General features: G+C 73.0%; 14 protein-coding genes. 5 read left to right on the top strand and 9 right to left on the bottom strand.

The window, feature by feature from the left end:
• The 3 genes from DSM104329_RS26235 to DSM104329_RS26225 form a co-directional block, all read right to left on the bottom strand.
• Nucleotides 1-657 carry an FkbM family methyltransferase gene (locus DSM104329_RS26235; protein WP_259312821.1) on the bottom strand — a complete coding sequence of 219 codons (657 nt, stop codon included), beginning with the start codon at nucleotides 655-657 and terminating at the stop codon, nucleotides 1-3.
• A 14-nt stretch (nucleotides 658-671) separates the two neighbouring features.
• Nucleotides 672-1553: a glycosyltransferase family 2 protein gene (locus DSM104329_RS26230; RefSeq protein WP_259312820.1), complete on the bottom strand. Its 882-nt coding sequence runs from the start codon at nucleotides 1551-1553 to the stop codon at nucleotides 672-674.
• Nucleotides 1554-1629: 76 nt separating this feature from the next.
• Nucleotides 1630-3828 carry a glycosyltransferase gene (locus DSM104329_RS26225; protein ID WP_259312819.1) on the bottom strand — a complete coding sequence of 733 codons (2199 nt, stop codon included), beginning with the start codon at nucleotides 3826-3828 and terminating at the stop codon, nucleotides 1630-1632.
• Nucleotides 3829-3912: 84 nt separating this feature from the next.
• Here DSM104329_RS26225 and DSM104329_RS26220 point away from each other — a divergent pair, with 84 nt between their 5' ends.
• Complete coding sequence (locus DSM104329_RS26220) at nucleotides 3913-4701, top strand: class I SAM-dependent methyltransferase (protein ID WP_259312818.1); 789 nt, start codon at nucleotides 3913-3915, stop codon at nucleotides 4699-4701.
• 7 nt (nucleotides 4702-4708) lie between these two features.
• On the opposite strand, the gene DSM104329_RS26215 is transcribed toward DSM104329_RS26220, so the two are convergent.
• From DSM104329_RS26215 to DSM104329_RS26200, 4 genes are read right to left on the bottom strand one after another with little or no spacing between them, the layout of a single operon-like run.
• A complete protein-coding gene (locus DSM104329_RS26215) occupies nucleotides 4709-5953 on the bottom strand; it encodes a glycosyltransferase (protein WP_259312817.1) in 1245 nt (414 codons plus the stop codon).
• Nucleotides 5950-7101 carry a glycosyltransferase gene (locus DSM104329_RS26210; RefSeq protein WP_259312816.1) on the bottom strand — a complete coding sequence of 384 codons (1152 nt, stop codon included), beginning with the start codon at nucleotides 7099-7101 and terminating at the stop codon, nucleotides 5950-5952. Before DSM104329_RS26210 ends, DSM104329_RS26215 begins: the two co-directional genes overlap by 4 nt.
• Nucleotides 7102-7109: 8 nt before the next feature.
• The gene (locus DSM104329_RS26205) at nucleotides 7110-8243 is read right to left on the bottom strand and encodes a hypothetical protein (protein ID WP_259312815.1); all 1134 of its coding nucleotides are present in this window, start codon (nucleotides 8241-8243) and stop codon (nucleotides 7110-7112) included.
• Nucleotides 8244-8287: 44 nt separating this feature from the next.
• Entirely contained in the window at nucleotides 8288-9031 is a 744-nt protein-coding gene (locus tag DSM104329_RS26200) for a sugar transferase (RefSeq protein WP_259312814.1), read from the bottom strand.
• A gap of 473 nt (nucleotides 9032-9504) precedes the next feature.
• On the opposite strand from DSM104329_RS26200, the gene DSM104329_RS26195 reads away from it, so the two are divergent.
• The gene (locus DSM104329_RS26195) at nucleotides 9505-10848 is read left to right on the top strand and encodes a UDP-glucose dehydrogenase family protein (RefSeq protein WP_259312813.1); all 1344 of its coding nucleotides are present in this window, start codon (nucleotides 9505-9507) and stop codon (nucleotides 10846-10848) included.
• A gap of 179 nt (nucleotides 10849-11027) precedes the next feature.
• Here the strand turns inward: DSM104329_RS26195 and DSM104329_RS26190 are convergent, their stop codons facing one another.
• The gene (locus DSM104329_RS26190) at nucleotides 11028-12131 is read right to left on the bottom strand and encodes an alcohol dehydrogenase catalytic domain-containing protein (RefSeq protein WP_259312812.1); all 1104 of its coding nucleotides are present in this window, start codon (nucleotides 12129-12131) and stop codon (nucleotides 11028-11030) included.
• A gap of 177 nt (nucleotides 12132-12308) precedes the next feature.
• Between DSM104329_RS26190 and DSM104329_RS26185 the strand changes: the two genes are divergently transcribed.
• The 3 genes from DSM104329_RS26185 to DSM104329_RS26175 all read left to right on the top strand — a co-directional run bounded on the left by DSM104329_RS26185 (nucleotide 12309) and on the right by DSM104329_RS26175 (nucleotide 15738).
• Nucleotides 12309-13241 carry an NAD-dependent epimerase/dehydratase family protein gene (locus tag DSM104329_RS26185; protein WP_259312811.1) on the top strand — a complete coding sequence of 311 codons (933 nt, stop codon included), beginning with the start codon at nucleotides 12309-12311 and terminating at the stop codon, nucleotides 13239-13241.
• Nucleotides 13242-13363: 122 nt separating this feature from the next.
• On the top strand, nucleotides 13364-14767 hold the full coding sequence (locus DSM104329_RS26180; protein WP_259312810.1) for a hypothetical protein: 1404 nt from the start codon (nucleotides 13364-13366) through the stop codon (nucleotides 14765-14767).
• Between the two features lie 11 nt (nucleotides 14768-14778).
• Complete coding sequence (locus tag DSM104329_RS26175; protein WP_259312809.1) at nucleotides 14779-15738, top strand: GDP-mannose 4,6-dehydratase; 960 nt, start codon at nucleotides 14779-14781, stop codon at nucleotides 15736-15738.
• On the opposite strand, the gene DSM104329_RS26170 is transcribed toward DSM104329_RS26175, so the two are convergent.
• Entirely contained in the window at nucleotides 15722-16216 is a 495-nt protein-coding gene (locus DSM104329_RS26170) for a hypothetical protein (RefSeq protein ID WP_259312808.1), read from the bottom strand. The two genes, DSM104329_RS26175 and DSM104329_RS26170, sit on opposite strands and share 17 nt — an antisense overlap.
• Nucleotides 16217-16223: the final 7 nt, after the last annotated feature.

Raw genomic sequence — 16223 nt, 5'->3', positions numbered from 1 at the left:
TCAGGCGCGCTCGTCGAGGAAGTACAGGTCGTGGCCGGTGTAGCCGCCGACCCAGTAGCCGTGCCCGGCCATCACCTTGACGATCTCCGCGTCCTCGACCGCATCCGCCTTGCCGCGCAGGTGCTCGGTGACGATGAGCTTCGGGCGCAGGACGCCGAAGTCGAAGCCGCGGATGACGTCGAGCTCGAAGCCCTCGACGTCGATGCTGAGGAAGTCGACGCGGCCCTCGACGCGCTCGGCGAAGCCGGTCTCCGCAACGACCTGGGCCAGCGGCTTGATCGCGACCTCGACGGTCCCGGTCATCGTGCGCCCGCCCGGGCGCTTCTCCGCCTTGCGCGCCACCTCGGCCGCCCGCTGTGTCGAGAAGGTGTTGAAGACGGGGTTCTCGTGCATGACGTACGTCATCATCCCGGCCTCGGCGCCGATGCCGCAGTTGACGAAGACGTCGCGCGGGCGCGTCTCGCGGTACTCGTCCCCGACCGTGGGGTTCGGGTCGATGCACAGCCCCGACCCGCCCCGCTCGTAGAAGTAGTACGAGTTCGAGTGCTGCACGGGCCAGAGGCAGCCGACGTCGATGTAGCGGACATCGGCGCCGCGGCCGATGAAGTAGGCGATCTGGAGGTCTTCTCCGACCTGGGAATACGACTTGACGGCCATCGGGGTGGGCGAGTCTAGCCGTCGGCCGCCCGGGTGGCGGGCGCGGGCGCCGCGGCGTCCGCGACGGTCAGACCCAGCTCGTCGCGCATGAACGCCTTGACCTTCGGGATGTAGGCGAGGATGTCGATCTCCTCGCGCTCGTTGCGGTCGTTGTTGTGGAACTCGTGCTCCTGGCGGTGCTTGAGCGGGTGGTTTGCCGGCTTGGCCCCGCGGCCGCGCTTGGCCTTGTTGTCCCACTCCTCGCGCGAGCGCGTGAAGTAGTGGTTGAGGCGGATGACGTTGTGCGTGACGACCTCGCTCTTGCCGGTCATGTGCGGGATGACCTCGCCGCCGACCGTCTGGTAGGTCACGCCCTCGCGGAAGTGGCACGTGTGCACCCGGGGCACCTCGACCGCGTCCACGCGGGCGAGGGTCTTGACGGCGTGGTTGCCGGAGAACGAGCGCTTGGCGCAGCGCGTGAAGCGCTCGATCACCAGGCCCGGCTCGTGCTTCTCCAGGCCCGAGCTGCCGAACATCTTCCAGTTGATGGCGATGGCCTCGAGGTGGCCGTAGTCGGCCAGGAAGTCCTGGATCGTCTCGTGCTCGGGGACGACCACGAACTCGTCGAGGTCGATGAACGCGATCCAGTCGGCGCGGTCGCGCAGCTTCTCCAGGCCGTCCTCGTAGGCGACCCACTGCGGCTTCTTGTCGGCCGGCGCGGTCCACGCGACCCACTCGGCCAGGCCCTTCTGCGCCAGCCGCTCGAGGACCTCGTCGGAGTCATCCGTCGGCTCGTGACTGTAGATCCGGATGGGATCGAAGCCGAGGATGTGGTGATACGCGACCCACTCCTCGAGGTACGCGCTCTCGTTCTTGGCGATCGCGCATATCGCGACGCGCGGCGTCGTCTCAGTCAAAGCTCCACCATCGTATCGGCCGCCGGGCCCCGGAGGCCGCGCCCGCGGACGGGTGATCGACCCGGACCCGGCGTCCTCAGAGCAGGCGCTCCAGGGCGGCCAGACGGCTGGCCCCGGCGGCGGCGAGCCCCCGTCGCGCGGCACCGGTCAGCGACCGCCGGCGCAGCTCGCGCAGGCGCGGCCAGTCCTGCGCCAGAGCGGCGATCGCGGTCGCCCACGTGTCCGGGGCCGCGGCGTCGACGAGCAGCCCGTCGCGCCCGCCGGCGGTGATCTCGAGCGCCACCCCGGTGTCGGCGGCGACGGGCACCGCGCCGCAGGCCATCGCCGACAGCAGCATGCGCCCGGTCAGCTCCCCCGGGGCGACGTCGACGAAGATGTCGGCGGCGCCGAGGATCGCGGCGAGGTTCTCCGCGCCCGGGGTGCTGCCCACGTGGCGCTCCTGCCAGGCGCCCTCGGCCACGCCGTCGGCCAGCAGCAGGTCGGCCCGCAGGCCGAACGTCGTGATGCGGCAGCTCTCGCCCAGCATCGCCCCGACGTGCTCGAGCGCGCCGAGCGTCGCGGCGGCGCCCGGAGTGCGCAGGATGCCGCAGACGGCGATCCGCGTCTCGTCGCCGCCCGCGTCGTCGCGCGGGTGGTAGACCGAGCGGTCGACCACCGGCGGCAGCGCCAGCGCCCGCTCCCGGTGGGCCCCGGTCGCCTTCCACAGCGCCGAGGAGACCGCGAGCAGGGGCATGTCGGGCAGCGTCTTGGCCCGGGCGCGGACGAGGCAGGCGCTGGCGAGGTCGAGCTCGTCGGCGATCTCCCGGACGAGCTCCGCGATGCCGCGATCGGCGGCGACGATCACGTCCGCGTCCGTCTCGGCCACCGCCTCGGCGAGCTCCTCCTCGGGCACGTAGCGCGCGCCCTCGACCGATGCGGGCGGGCGCGCCTTGCGACCGGTCACGAACAGGTCGGCGGTCAGGCCGATCGCGCGCAGTCCGAGCACGTCGACGACGGCGGCCTCCCACAGGGGGCTGCGTGCCGCGGGGGGCGAGGGCACCACGTAGAGCGCGCGGGGCGGCGCGCCGGTGCGGGCCAGCGCGGCGCCGACCGCCTCGGGCGACTCGACCGCGGCGGCCGCGAGCTCCTCGGCCGGGCGCAGCCAGCTGCCCCGGTCCGGTGTTCGGTTCGTCCGCAGCAGGCGCTGCGACCGCGATGGCGCGGGCGGGGGCTCGTCGTGGTCGAGCACGACCAGCGCGCGGGGCGAGACGCCGACGCCCCAGCCGTCCCGGGCCAGGCGCGCGCCGTAGGCCTCGAGCGCGTCGTCCAGACCCTGGCGGTCCTCCAGCGAGCCCACCGCGTCGCAGGCGCGTCGGCGCAGCAGCGCGCACGGAGCGCGCAGCGACTCCAGCCGCGCGGGCGCGTCGACTCCGGCGGCACGCACGAGGACGGCGGTGCCGTCGGCCTCCATGCCGTGCCCCGGGGGAAGCTCCAGGCCGGTGGGCCCGTCGCCGCCGCCCACGACCGGCAGAGCCGCGCCGAGGCGATCGTCGGACTGCAGCGCGCCGGTCAGCGCGGTGGCCCAGCCCCGGCCGACCACCACCCCGCTCGACAGCACGGCGACGAACGGCGCCTCGCCGAGGCCGAGCGCGGCGGCGACGCCGACCGAGCCCGTGTCGCGCGATGCGGGCTCGTCTGGCAGCACCCGGCCGTCCGCGAGCTCCTCGGCGAGCGCGGACAGCTCGGCGACCGACGGACCGCCCTCGCGCTCGATCAGATGCACCGCGCCGAGCGCCGGCGTGCGGGTGATCAGCGCGTCCAGGCACCGCCGCAGCTGCGTGATGGGGCCGTCGGCGAGGACGATCGCGTCCACCGGCGCGGGCGGCGCGTCGTCGACGCGCTCGGGGTCCTGGCCGTCCGCCGGCACGGGCTCGGGGGACGGCGCACGCAGGTCGAGCTCGACGAGCGCCTCCACGAGATGCTCGATGCGGGCCGAGAGCTCGGGGCCGCGCGGCTGCGCCGCGGCGAGCTCGAGCGCCTCGGACACGAGGTCGGCCCGGTGGGCCTCCAGGTCGCGCAGGCGCGCCTGCAGCGCATCGCGCTCGGCGCGCAGCACCTCGAGGGCGTCGGCGTTGCCCCTCGGGGGCCTGCGGCGGTTGCGCAGCCGCCGGCGCCGGCGGCGGACGCGCTCCTTGCGCGTGAGCTCGCCCGAACCCTCGGCGGCGGCCAGCGCCGGAGCGTCTCCGGCGGGCGGCGGCACGGGCTCGTCGGGATCTGGTCGAGGAAAGGCGGACATGGCCGTTGGATCGGCGGGAGCGGCCACAGTCTCAAGCGAGCGGCGATGGCGGTCGAGACGGATACCGTCCTGCAGCGAAGATAGATGACCGCGCCCGACTTCGCCATGATCGTCGACAGCCTGCGCCAGGAGCTGATCGAGTACTACCGCACGAGCGGCGAGCGTCTGGCCGCGGCCTCATGGCACAACACGCTCGAGACGAACTCGGGCTTCGTGGAGCGCCGGGCGGACCCGCTGCTCGAGCTGCTGGCGCGCGGCGGCGGCCCGCAGTCGCTGAACGGGCTGCGCGTCGCCGACCTCGGCTGCGGCTTCGGTGCGCTGGCGGTGTTCTTCGCGGCCCACGGCGCCGTCGTGCGCGGGATCGACCCCAACGCGAACCGGCTCGTCGTCGGCCGTAACGTCGCGCGCCGCCACGGCCTCGACGTCGAGCTGCGCCCGGGTCGCATGGAGGCCGTGCCGCTCGACGACGGGGAGTTCGACCTCGTCGTCGAGAACAACAGCCTCTGCTACGTCGTCGAGCGCGAGGACCGCGCCCGTGCGCTCGGCGAGACCTGGCGGATCCTGCGCCCGCACGGCCATCTGCTCGTGCGCAACCCGAACCGGCTCGCGCTGCTCGACCAGTTCACGGGCCTGCCGGGGGTGCACATGCTGCCCCCGCGCGGCGCCGGCCGGGCGGCCCGCATGCTCGGGCGGTCCCGGTCGCGGGTGCGGCTGCTGTCCAACCGCGGCGCGCGGGCCGAGCTGCGACGCGCCGGCTTCATCTCGGTGCGGGCGCTGCCCTCGCCGGACTCGAAGTGGCCGGGCCCGGCGCACCGGTTCGCGCGCTACCAGCATCTCGTGGCCCAGCGCCCCGCAGGCCCGCGACGGGGCTGAGCGCCTCTCACGGCGCGGCATAGGCCGCCCGCAGCCGCGCCTGCTCGCCGTCCCACGTCACCTCGGCTGCGAGCCGGCGGGCCCCCGCTGCGCAGGCCTCGTGCAGCCGCGGGTCCAGCAGGCGGTGCATGGCGGCGGCGATCGCCCCCGGGTCGGCGGGCGCGACGACCACCCCGCACCCGTATTCGCGGGTGATCCCGGCCATGACCGGCAGGTCGCTGACGACCATCGGCAGGCCGGCGGCGGCGTACTCGAACATCTTGTTGGGCAGCGTCAGCTCGTAGCTGAGGCAGACGGGCTGGATGAGCATGAGCCCCATGGCCGCCCCCCGCAGGCTCGCGACGACCGCGTCCGGTGCGACCGGCTCGACGAGCTCGACGCGGTTGCCGACCCCGCGCTGCGCGGCGCGCCGGGCGAGCTCGGCGCGGTAGGCGCCCGCGCCAGGCCCGATGCAGCGCAGCCGCACGCCCGGCGCCATCGGCAGCGCGTCGATGGCCTGCTCGATGCCGCGGCCGCGCAGGATGCCGCCCACGTACACCGCCACGGGATCGCCGTCGGGCGGCTGCGGCTCCGGCGCGCCCCCGGGCAGGCCGGCCGGCACGTTGCGCACGACCGCAGGGCGTGCGACCCGGTAGCGGCGGGCGATGACGTCGGCGTAGCCGGGGCTCGTGGTCATGACGAGGTCGGCGGCGCGCACGAACAGCGCCTCGCCGGCCAGCAGCGCCGGCCGCCACTCCGGGCGGCCGTTGCGGTCCGGCCACAGCTCGTGGCTGTCGTAGATGACGCGCGCGCCGGTCAGCAGCCGTGCCGCAACGCCGACCCACATCGTGTTGTGGTCGTTGCAGTGCACGACGGCCGGGCGCAGCCGGCGCGTCACGCCGATGGCCTGGCGGTAGAAGTCCAGCGCGACGAGCAGGCGGCGCACATGTGCGCGGCGGCCCGGGGCGGGCCCCGGCACGGCGGGCGGCGCGACCCGACCGCCGGAGGTGGACGCAGGCGCGGCGCCGGCGTCCGGCGCCGCCACCGCCCAGCCCGGGCGCAGCCGGCTGAGCGTCCGGCGCCACGACGCCATCGGATCGAGCCGCAGGACGGGAAAGCCCGCCTCGACGGAGCGTCGGCGGCGCTCGGTCGTCGTCTGCACGCCGAGCACGAGCGGCTCGAGCCCGGCCTCGGCCATCGTCGCCGCCTCGCGCAGCACCCGGGCGTCGTGCGTCACGCCGTTGCGGACGACGATCAGCCCGCGCCGGCTCACGTGCGCGCCGCCAGCCGGGCGTAGGCGTCGAGGAGGCGCCGGCGCTCCACCGGCCAGCGCAGCTCCGCCTCCGCCTCCCGCAGCCGCGCACGCAGGGGCTCGAGGTGCCCGGCGGCGAGAGCCACGCGCAGGGCGCCCGCGACGGCCTCGGGATCGGACGGGTCCGCGGTCCAGCCGATGTGCCGCTCGCGCACGAGGGCGCCCATCTCCGGCAGGTCGCTGGCCACGACGGGGATGCCGGCCGCGACGTACTCGAAGAGCTTGTTCGGCAGCGCGAGCTGATGGTTGACGCACGTGTCCTCGAGCAGGGTCACCCCGACGTCGGCCTCGCGCGTGAGGGCGAGCAGGCGCTCGAGCGGTTGGCTGGCCGCGAAGTGCACCCGGTCGCCCGCGCCCAGCCCGGATGCGAGCTGCGCGAGCTCCCCGTTGAAGCCGCGGACGTCGTCGTCGCCGAGGAAGACGAGGTGCGCGTCGTCGAGGGCGGCCACGGCCCGCACGAGCGTGGTGCAGCCGCGCATCGGCGCGGCCGCGCCCTGGTGCAGGACGAGCGGCGTGCGCGGCCCGAGCCCGAGCCGCTCGCGCAGGCCCGGGGCGGAACCGCCGGGCTCCGCCTCGACGAGGGCGCTGACGTTGCGCACGACGACCGGCGTGCCGGAGAGTCCGTAGCGGTCGCGCAGCCGGTCGGCGATCCCGTCGGACACGGTGATGACGAGCGCGGCGCGCGGGACGGCGAGGCGTTCGATCGCCCCGACGAACCAGGCCCACGCCTTCTCGCGGTACGGGACGCTCGTCGCCAGCTCGTGCGAGTCGTAGACGAGCCGCGCGCCGGTGAGCCGTGCGCCGACGAGTCCGGGCAGGAGCATCGCGGCGTCGTGGGCGTGGATGATGTCGGGCCGCAGCCGGACGACGTTCGCCAGGAAGCTGAGCAGGAACACCGCGCGATAGGCGTGGAAGGGCAGCGCCCGCCTCACCCAGCCCGGCGGCATCGCCGACCGGCGCGAGAACCCGTCGAGCGTGCGCTCGGCGGCCGGGACCGGCGCCAGCTCGAGGACCGTGACGGCGTAGCCCGCCTCGACCAGCGTGCTCGCCTCCCGCCGCACCCGCGAGTCGTGCACGACCGTCTTGTGCAGGAGCATGCAGACGCGCACGCCCCGCCTCACTTCGCGTCGCGGTAGGCGGTGAAGGCCGGCTTGCGCGCGCCGGAGTAGGTCATCAGGCCGTTCGTGAGGCTGCCGGCGACCGACGGGTCCTCGTCGTAGAGGTCGAACCAGCCGAGCCCCGCCACGTAGCTGACGGAGTTGACGAGCCGGAAGGCGGCGGTGACCCAGCGCGCCTGCTCCTTGCGGCTGACCGAGAAGTTGTAGGCGCGGTTGGCGCGGTCCGACGAGATCGTGAACTCCGAGAGCCACAGCTTCGGCGCGGCGCGGGCGCCGTAGGCGCGCGCGAGCTCGTGGTGCAGCGTGTCGATGTCCGACAGGTCGCGCAGGCCCTTCACGTACGGCTTGGCCTTCAGCTTCGGGAAGCGCGTGGAGAACGGGTTGTGCCCGTACCAGTCCAGGCGGGGCGGGTTGCCGTTGGGCAGCCGCATCCACTTCACGAAGTCGGCGGGGCGCACGAGCCCGACGGTCCAGGTCATGCCGCCGATCACGACGTTGCGCGCGCTGACGGCCTTCAGGGCGCCGTAGGCGGCGTCGAGCAGCAGCGCGTAGCGGCGCGGGCCGGTCTTCGAGTTCGCCGGCATCGGCTGGAAGTTGCCCTCGCGCGTCGGCTCGCCCCAGATCATCCAGCGCCGGACCTGGGGATAGCGCCTCGCCGCCGCCGTGACGAACGCGGCGTAGTCGGCCGCGTCGTCGGGCGCCCAGCTCGCGTCCTTGCCGCCGTTGGCCCAGCCGGGGGTCCCGCGGACCATGATCGCGACCTGGATGCCCTGGCCGCCGGCGTCCGCGACGGCGGTGTCGACGAGCTTCGGCCAGCGGTAGGCCGGGTCGTCGGGGTTCGTGGGGTCGGCGGGGCGGCTCGCCGCGGTCTGGGCCCAGTTGAGCTGGACCTGGAACACGTCGACCTTCAGCTGCTTGTAGACGGGGAACGCGGACGAGCCGTCGGGCATCGCCACCGGGCCCCAGATCGCCTTCTCGACCGGCGCGCGCGCCGCCTGGGCGCGCGCCGGCGCCCCGTCGCGGCTCGGCGCGGCGGAGGCGCACGCGGTCAGCACGAGCGCGAGCGCGACAGCGGCCAGAAGCGCGGCGAAGGTCGTGGCGGGCGCGGTCGCGCGCCGTCCGGACAGCGTCATCCTGGGCCAGCCTAGTCGTGTGCGGACGAAGTCCGGCGCATCGCCTACAGCGGGGACGACGTGGCCAGCGCGAAGCAGACGATCACCAGCGCTCCGGCGAGCGCGACCGGCACCAGGCGCATGTGGTGGTGATGGCGTGCCGGCCCGTGGTGGGAGGCCTCGGGGTGCGTGGCGACGAACCGCATGCGGCGCAGCAGCTGGCGCGCCGGGACGATGGCGGTCCGGACGAGGATGGCGATGTCGCCGCGCACGTTGTGGCGGTCGACGTAGGCCATGTCGATGGCGATCTTGCGCGGCAGCAGCTCGCTGCGGTAGAAGGCCACGGGGTCGGGCTGCTCGCCGAGGAGGTAGCTCTCGTCGGCGTACTCGAGCGCCGCGGGCCCGGTGATCCCCGGGACGACGCGCAGGATGTGCTCGTAGTGCTCCGGATAGCACTCGACGAACTCGATGACCTCCGGCCGCGGCCCGACCAGGCGCATGTCGCCGCGCAGCACGTTCCACAGCTGCGGCAGCTCGTCGAGCTTCGTGACCGCGAGGAACCGCCCGATCGGCGTGAAGCGGTCGTCGCCGTCGGTGGTCAGCGGCGTGCCGGCCGCGGAGCAGCGGAACTTCCGGAACTTCAGCATCCGGAACGAGCGACCGCTCGCGCCGATGCGCGTCGATCGATAGAAGACCGGCCCCGGGGAGTCCAGGAAGATCGCCAGCGCGGTGATCGCGCCGACGAGCATCGCGAACGGCGCGACGATGATCGTCACGGAGATGTCGAACAGCCGGCGAGGGTCGATCAACCGTCCAGCCCAGCCGTCACCGACTTGAGCGTCCAGGGGTTGAGCGTCGATGGCGTTCTCGTCGATCGTGGAAACCGTCGGTCTAGAGAACGACCTATCGGCGTCGACCTGCATCCAGCTTGCCTCCTCGCGATCCCGCGTCACGAGTTGAAAGTTGTGTCCCGCGTGGCCGGCTTCGAGATCAACGCGCCGTAGCTCCCTTTCGCTGGCGCGGATCCGATCCCCGGATCACGTTGCCACGGCTGTTCTCGGCGTGGCGATGCCAAACCTACCAACACTCGCCCCGCCACGGGGGCCAATTTGTCCCGAACATTTGTCCAAGTTCCGAAGCGTTGGGTCGGGCCGTAGCAAGCATCGCCCGACCCGGGCCGCGGCGTCAAGGTCGTGTACTCGATCTTCACGCGACGGCCATGAACTTGGAGCATCGGCCGATGGGCCGTCGCGGGACGGCCGCTCTAGAGTGCTTCGGCTCTATGACTACGCGGGAACCGATCGGTGTCATCGGCACCGGATATGTGGGTCTGGTCTCGGCGGCGGGGTTTGCCGAGTTGGGCCATGAGGTGTGGTGCATCGATGTCGATGCGGAGAAGGTGGCGCGGCTGCGGGCGGGGGAGGTGCCGATCTGGGAGCCGGGGTTGGGGGAGTTGGTCGAGCGGCATCGTGGGCGGTTGCATTTCTCGACGGATATCGCGGATGCGTTGGGGCATGCGCGGTTGTTGTTCGTGGCGGTGGGGACGCCGCCGACGTATTCGGGGGATGCGGATCTGAGCGCGGTGCGCGCGGTCGTCAACGCGATGTCGCCGTCGGATCGCCATGCGTTGGTGATGAAGTCGACCGTGCCGGTCGGCACCGGCCGCCACATCCAGCGGCTGTTCAAGGAGCAGGGCAAGGGCGAGTTTCGCTATGTGTCGTGTCCGGAGTTTTTGAAGGAGGGGTCGGCGGTCGCGGATTTCCTGGGGCCGGATCGGGTTGTGGTGGGCGATGACGGCGATTGGGCGGGTGATGCGGTCGTCGGGCTGTATGCGCCGTTGGGGGCGCCGTTGGTGCGGACGGATATTGCGTCGGCGGAGATGGTGAAGTTGGCGGCGAATGCGTTTTTGGCGACGAAGATCAGCTTCATCAACGAGATCGCGAATGTGTGTGAGGAGACGGGCGCGGATGTGTTGGAGGTCGCGCGGGGGATGGGGCTTGATGAGCGGATCGGGCCGAAGTTCTTGCGGGCGGGGATCGGGTTCGGGGGGAGTTGTTTTCCCAAGGACGTCAGTGCGTTGAAGCAGTTGGCGGGCAATTCGGGCTATCACTTTCAGTTGTTGAACTCGGTGATCGAGGTCAATGAGCTGCAGAAGCGGCGGGTGATCGGCAAGTTGCAGAAGCATCTGGGTGGGTTGGTGGGCAAGCGGATCGCGCTGTTCGGGTTGGCGTTCAAGCCCAATACGGATGACATGCGGGAGGCGTCGTCGTTGGTGCTCTCGGCGCGGTTGCAGGCCGATGGGGCGAGCGTGGTGGCGTTTGATCCGGTGGCCGAGGACGAGGCGCGGCGTTTGCTTCCGAATGTCGACTTCGCCGACACGGAGCTCGGGGCGGTGGACGGCGCCGATGCGGTGGTGCTGGTCACGGAGTGGCCGCAGTTTCGCGAGCTCGATTGGGTCGAGGTCGCGGCGCGCATGGCCGGCACGACGGTGATCGATGGGCGCAACGCCCTCGATCCCGAGGCGGTCCGCGCCGCCGGCCTCGCCTACGAGGCGGTCGGCCGAGCGCAGTACACGGCAGCCGGGTCGTCGTCGCCCACGCGCCGGGCGCCGGCGCCGGTCACCTGACCGGCGCCGCGGCGCGTCGACTTCCTGCTGGCCTCAGCCGGCCAGCGTCCACAGGACGACGATGACCGGGAGGGCGAGCACGATCGCCACCCACTCAGCAGCTTCTCGATAGGACATATCGGATTTGTAGGTCAGCCGGCGCGCACCGTCAAGCGGCGTTCACCGGATGGACCCAGCGCTCAGAAGCCGATGACGCTGCGGATGCCGTCCTGGCGCTCCATCAGTTCGAAGCCGTGGTTGACGTCGTCGAGCGAGAGCCGGTGCGAGATGAACGCCTCCGCGTCGATGTCGCCGTCGAGGTAGCGCTGGACGAGCTGCGGCACGTTCTCGCGTCCCTTGGCGCCGCCGAAGCTCGAGCCGCACACCCGCCGTCCGGTGATCAGGAACCGCGGCACGATGTCGAGCGTCTCGCCCTTGCCGGCCACGCCGCACACCGTGCACAGCCCCCAGCCCATCCGCGCCGACTCGACCGCCTGGCGCATGACGCCGACGAGGCCGGTGCACTCGAACGTGTGGTCGGCGCCGAAGCCGCCGGTCATCTCGAGGATCGCGTCGGTCGCCTCGGGGCCGCCGCGCATGAGGTCGGTCGCGCCGTGCTGCTTGGCCAGCTGCAGGCGGTCGTCGGACATGTCGACGCAGACGATCCGCTCGGCGCCCTGCAGCCGGCAGCCGACGACCGCGCCGAGGCCGACCATGCCCGCGCCGAAGACGACGCAGAACGACCCCGCCTCGACCTTCGCGGTGTACATTGCCGCGCCCAGCCCGGTGGTCAGGCCGCACGCGAACAGGGCGGCCGCCTCGAGCGGCGCCTCGGGCGACACCTTCGCCAGCGCGATCTCGGGCATGACCGTCGCCTCGGCGAACGTCGAGGTGCCCATGAAGTGGCGCATCGTCTCCCCGCCTCGCGACAGCCGGGTCGTGCCGTCGGGCAGGAAGCCCTTGTTCTGCTGCTCGCGGATCGCGAGGCACAGGTTCGTCTTCGGCGAGACGCAGTGCACGCACTCGCCGCACTGCGGCGAGAACAAGGTCACCACGTGGTCGCCGGGCGCGACGCTCGCGACGCCCTCGCCGATCGCCTCGACGACGCCCGCGCCCTCGTGGCCCAGCACCGTCGGCGCGTAGCCCGACGGGTCCGCGCCCGACGCCGTGTAGAGGTCGGTGTGGCACACGCCGCAGGCCTCGAGCCGGACGAGCACCTCGCCGGGCCCGGGGCCGGCCAGCTCGACGTCCTGCACGACCAAGGGCTTTCCGAACTCCTCGAGAACTGCTGCGCGGATCTGCATGGCGGCGATCCTATGCGGCGGCGGTCACCACGGCGGGCGATCGGCTCCCCGAACGAGCAGCCGGTTCTGCGGGCTCGTCGCGCAGCCGTGCACACGGCCGATCCGTCAGGGTGATCCGGGTGCGATGCCTGCGGTGATACAGGGCTACATCGCGTCGGGTCGAGATAGCCTCGTCGGATGCGAACCCTCGTCACCGGCGGTGCCGGATTCATCGGATCGAACCTCGTGGACCGGCTGCTCGGCGAGGGCCATGACGTGGCGGTGCTCGACGACTTCTCGACCGGCAAGGAGGAGAACCTCGGGCCCGCGCTCGCTGCCGGCGCGACGGTCCACCGGGCGGACGTGCGCAACCCGCTCGAGGTCGACGACGTCTTCGCCCAGGTCAAGCCGGAGGTCGCCTTCCACCTCGCGGCGCAGATCGACGTGCGCCGCTCGGTCGCCGACCCGGCCTTCGACGCGCGCACGAACATCGAAGGGACGATCAACGTCCTCAACGGCGTGCGCTCGGTCGAGGGCCGGATGATCAACGTCTCGACCGGCGGGGCGATCTACGGCGAGACCGACCTGATCCCGACGCCGGAGACCGTCGAGCCGCTGCCCGAGGCGCCGTACGGTCAGTCGAAGTTCTGCGCCGAGCGCTACCTCGGGCTGTTCACGCGCCTCTACGGGACGCCCGCCGCGTCGGTCCGGCTCGGCAACGTCTACGGCCCGCGCCAGGATCCGCTCGGCGAGGCGGGGGTCGTCGCGATCTTCTGCGGCCGCCTCGAGCGCGGCGAGCGCCCCGTCATCTACGGCGACGGCCGCCAGACTCGCGACTACGTGTTCGTCGCCGACGTGGTCGCCGCGCTGATCGCGGTGCTCGCGCACCCCGAGGCGCACGGCGAGTACAACGTCGGCACCGGCCGCGAGAGCTCGGTGCTCGACATCGTCGAGGTGCTGCGCCCGCTCGCCGAAGGGGACTTCGAGCCCGAGTTCGCCGACGCGCGCGCGGGCGAGCTCGAGCGCAGCTGCCTCGACGTCACCCGCGCCCGCGAGGAGCTCGGATGGACCGCCGACGTCGAGCTGCGTGACGGCTTGCGGCGCACGATGGAGTGGGCGACGGCCGCGTAGCCGGATGGACCGCCGACGTCGAGCTGCGTGACGGCCTGCGGCGCACGATGAAGTGGGCGACGGCCGCGTCGCGGTAGTCCGGTGTCTGTCAGGTCGTTCGGCCTCGCCGCGACCATGCCCCCATGACCGCCTTCGTCGTGGAGCAGGGGCCGGAGGCCGCCGCAACCATCGCCCGTCTGACCGACCATCGGTTCATGCTCGCCGGTGAGGGCGTCGCCGTCTCCGTCGGAACGGACGGGCCGACGGCCTGCTGCGTCTCGCACGGCGGGACGCTGCTGGACCTCCTTGCCGAGGACGACGTGGACGAGCTCGAGTGGCGGCGCGCGACGCGTGTGCGGCGGTTCTCGTCGCACGACGAACGCGACGCGTACGTGGCGGGCCAGCGCGTGGGCCGGGCCGTCGACGGCGACCCCGCGGCGCCGGCGGGGGGCGCGCTCGCGGACGCCGCGTTCGACCTGCGGCTGACGGCCGGGCTCACGGACAGCGAGGTTCGCGTCCAGGCGGTCTCGCGCTCCGGGGTCGCGGGGGCCAAGGTCGACATCCGCCTGCCCGACCGTCGGCCGGTACGTCGCGGCGTCCGCATCGCGGCTGACGAATGGGCGCGCTTTCGGGCGGAGCTCTCACTGCTGCGCCTCGAGTCCTGGACCGAGTATCCGGTCCTGGCCACCGACGGCCTGGCGTGGTCGCTGAGATACGTCTCTCAGGTCGACAAGGTGCGCAGTGCCGGCGTGAACTCGTATCCACCTGACGGGTCCCTGGAGCCGACCCAGGAGTTCGTCCGGCTCCTGCTCGCCTGTGAACGGCTCGTGGGGCGCGAGCTGTGGCCCGGGTTCGACGTGGGTGCGGCCCTCGACGACGTCCCGGACGAGCGCGACGCCACCGAGCATCTGATCCTTCATGCGATACGGGCATGGGCGGCCGAATGCGAGGAGGCCGGTCAGGACCCGGCGACCCTCCGGGAGTCGATGTTCGAGCGCGCGCTCGCCGCGCAGCTGCGCCGCTTGACGGCGGTCCGCACCCAGGTGGCGATCCGCGGGCGGCTGGCGGCGTGGCCGCGCATCGGCCCACTGGACATCGAACTCGGCGAGACGACTCCGCCGGTGTGGCTCGAGCTCAAGTGGGCGAGGCAGGCGGGCACGCTGTTCAACTGCCTCTGGGACACCGGCAAGCTCGCCCAGGCCGTCCGCGAGACCCAGGCGCGCCAGGGGTACCTCATCGCCGGGGCGCCGATCGCGGCGTGGCGCGAGCCGACGCCGTATCGCGACCTGCTTGCGGTGAGTGTCCACGCCGGAGACGCGCTGGTCGCCGGGCACCCGGCGGAGTGGCTCGGTTGGCAGACGGAGAATCCGGCCACGTTCCCGATCAGCCTCCCGTGCCCGGTCTTCGCCACGCGTGTCGGCCACGTCGACCTTCACGCGGGCGGCGAGCCCTGGCGGATCGTCGTCGCCCGCGTCGAAGCGCCCGGGCACGCGACGTACGACCCGAGCGCCGTGCTGGCACGCGGCCGGCGGGGGTTGCCCGGCTAGCATCGGACGCCGTGCGGGCTCTGGTCACCGGCGTCGCGGGCCAGGACGGCTCGATCCTCAGCGAGATGCTGCTCGAGGACGGCCACGAGGTCGCCGGGCTGGTGCGCCGCGAGCCCGACGTCGCGCTCGACGGGGTGCGGCTCGTCCACGGCGACCTGCTCGACGCCGAGTCGCTGCGCCGCGCGGTCGCCGAGGCCGAGCCCGACTGGATCTTCCACCTCGGCGCGCCCAGCTTCGTGCCGCTCTCGTGGGAGCGCCCCGTCGAGACGTTCACGGCGATCGCCGCGGCGACCGCCGTGCTGTTCGACGCCGCGGCCTCGCTGGATCGCGACGTGCGCGTCTACGCCAGCAGCTCGTCGGAGATCTTCGGGGACGCGGGCGAGTCGCCGCAGAACGAGGCGTCCCCGTGCCGGCCCCTGACCCCGTATGGCGTCGCGAAGCTGGCGGCGCTGCAGCTCGCGCGCGTCTGGCGCGGCCGCGGGCTGCACGTCAGCGCGGGCATCGCCTACAACCACGAGTCCGAGCGCCGGCCCGAGCGCTTCGTCACCCGCAAGGTCACGAGGGGCGCGGCGGCGATCGCCCTCGGCCTCGCCGACGAGCTGGTGCTCGGCGACCTCGACGCGGTGCGCGACTGGTCGGCGGCGCGCGACGTCGTCGCGGCGGCGCGGCTGATGGTCGAGCAGGACGAGCCCGATGACTACGTGCTGGCCAGCGGGGTGGGACGCACGGTGCGCGAGCTCGTCGACGTGGCGTTCGCCGCGGCCGGCGTCGACCCGGACGAGCACATCCGCGTCGACGAGGCCCTCGTGCGCGCCCCGCAGGCGACGCTCCCGGTCGGCGACCCGGAGAAGGCCCGCGAGCGGCTCGGCTGGCGACCGACGATCAGCTTCGAGGAGCTGATCGGGGACATGGTCGCGCACGACCTGCGTGATCTGCAGGCCGCGCGCGAACCTCCTAGCTCGTGCCCTTGAGATCGTCGGCGGCCTTGTCGCCGTGCGGCGGCGTGGCCGACTGGCCCGGATCCGGCGCCGGCTCGGCGTTCCCCGGCGTGCTCTCCTTCGGCGCCGACGAGGCCGGCGAGGCCGTGGCCGCCGACGCGACCGCATCGTCCTTGGCCGCTGCGGTGGCGGTCGGGCCGGACGGCGACGGGTGGCCCGGCGTCGCGCCGGTCTGCTGGCTGGACGCCGGCGTCTCCGTCGCGCGGTAGCTCTGCGGCTGGGGTGGGGCGGGCTGGTCGCCGCCCTTCATCTTGCTGCGGATCGCCTTGAGGGTGACGACGCCGACGACGGCGACGATCGCCCCCTTGACGATCTTGCCGCTGCGCTTGCCGGCCCAGACGGTGGCGGCGGCCTTCGGCGCCTTCTGGACGGCCTTGGCCTTGGCGGCGGTCTTGCCGGCCTTCTTCAGGGCCTTCTGCTTCTTGGATTTCCGCTTCGGGATGACGTTCATCAACGCT

The sequence above is a fragment of the Capillimicrobium parvum genome, assembly GCF_021172045.1.
Lineage (GTDB): Bacteria > Actinomycetota > Thermoleophilia > Solirubrobacterales > Solirubrobacteraceae > Capillimicrobium > Capillimicrobium parvum.
Note: the sequence above shows the minus strand (reverse complement) of the source record. Positions and strands in the feature narration are given on the sequence as shown.

Bases quoted from the DNA above. Each gene is read 5' to 3' on its own strand.
- DSM104329_RS26235 (WP_259312821.1), bottom strand. From the start codon at position 657: ATGGCCGTCAAGTCGTATTCCCAGGTCGGAGAAGACCTCCAGATCGCC.
- DSM104329_RS26225 (WP_259312819.1), bottom strand. From the start codon at position 3,828: ATGTCCGCCTTTCCTCGACCAGATCCCGACGAGCCCGTGCCGCCGCCC.
- DSM104329_RS26220 (WP_259312818.1), top strand. From the start codon at position 3,913: ATGACCGCGCCCGACTTCGCCATGATCGTCGACAGCCTGCGCCAGGAG.
- DSM104329_RS26205 (WP_259312815.1), bottom strand. From the start codon at position 8,243: ATGACGCTGTCCGGACGGCGCGCGACCGCGCCCGCCACGACCTTCGCC.
- DSM104329_RS26195 (WP_259312813.1), top strand. From the start codon at position 9,505: ATGACTACGCGGGAACCGATCGGTGTCATCGGCACCGGATATGTGGGT.
- DSM104329_RS26190 (WP_259312812.1), bottom strand. From the start codon at position 12,131: ATGCAGATCCGCGCAGCAGTTCTCGAGGAGTTCGGAAAGCCCTTGGTC.
- DSM104329_RS26185 (WP_259312811.1), top strand. From the start codon at position 12,309: ATGCGAACCCTCGTCACCGGCGGTGCCGGATTCATCGGATCGAACCTC.
- DSM104329_RS26180 (WP_259312810.1), top strand. From the start codon at position 13,364: ATGACCGCCTTCGTCGTGGAGCAGGGGCCGGAGGCCGCCGCAACCATC.
- DSM104329_RS26170 (WP_259312808.1), bottom strand. From the start codon at position 16,216: ATGAACGTCATCCCGAAGCGGAAATCCAAGAAGCAGAAGGCCCTGAAG.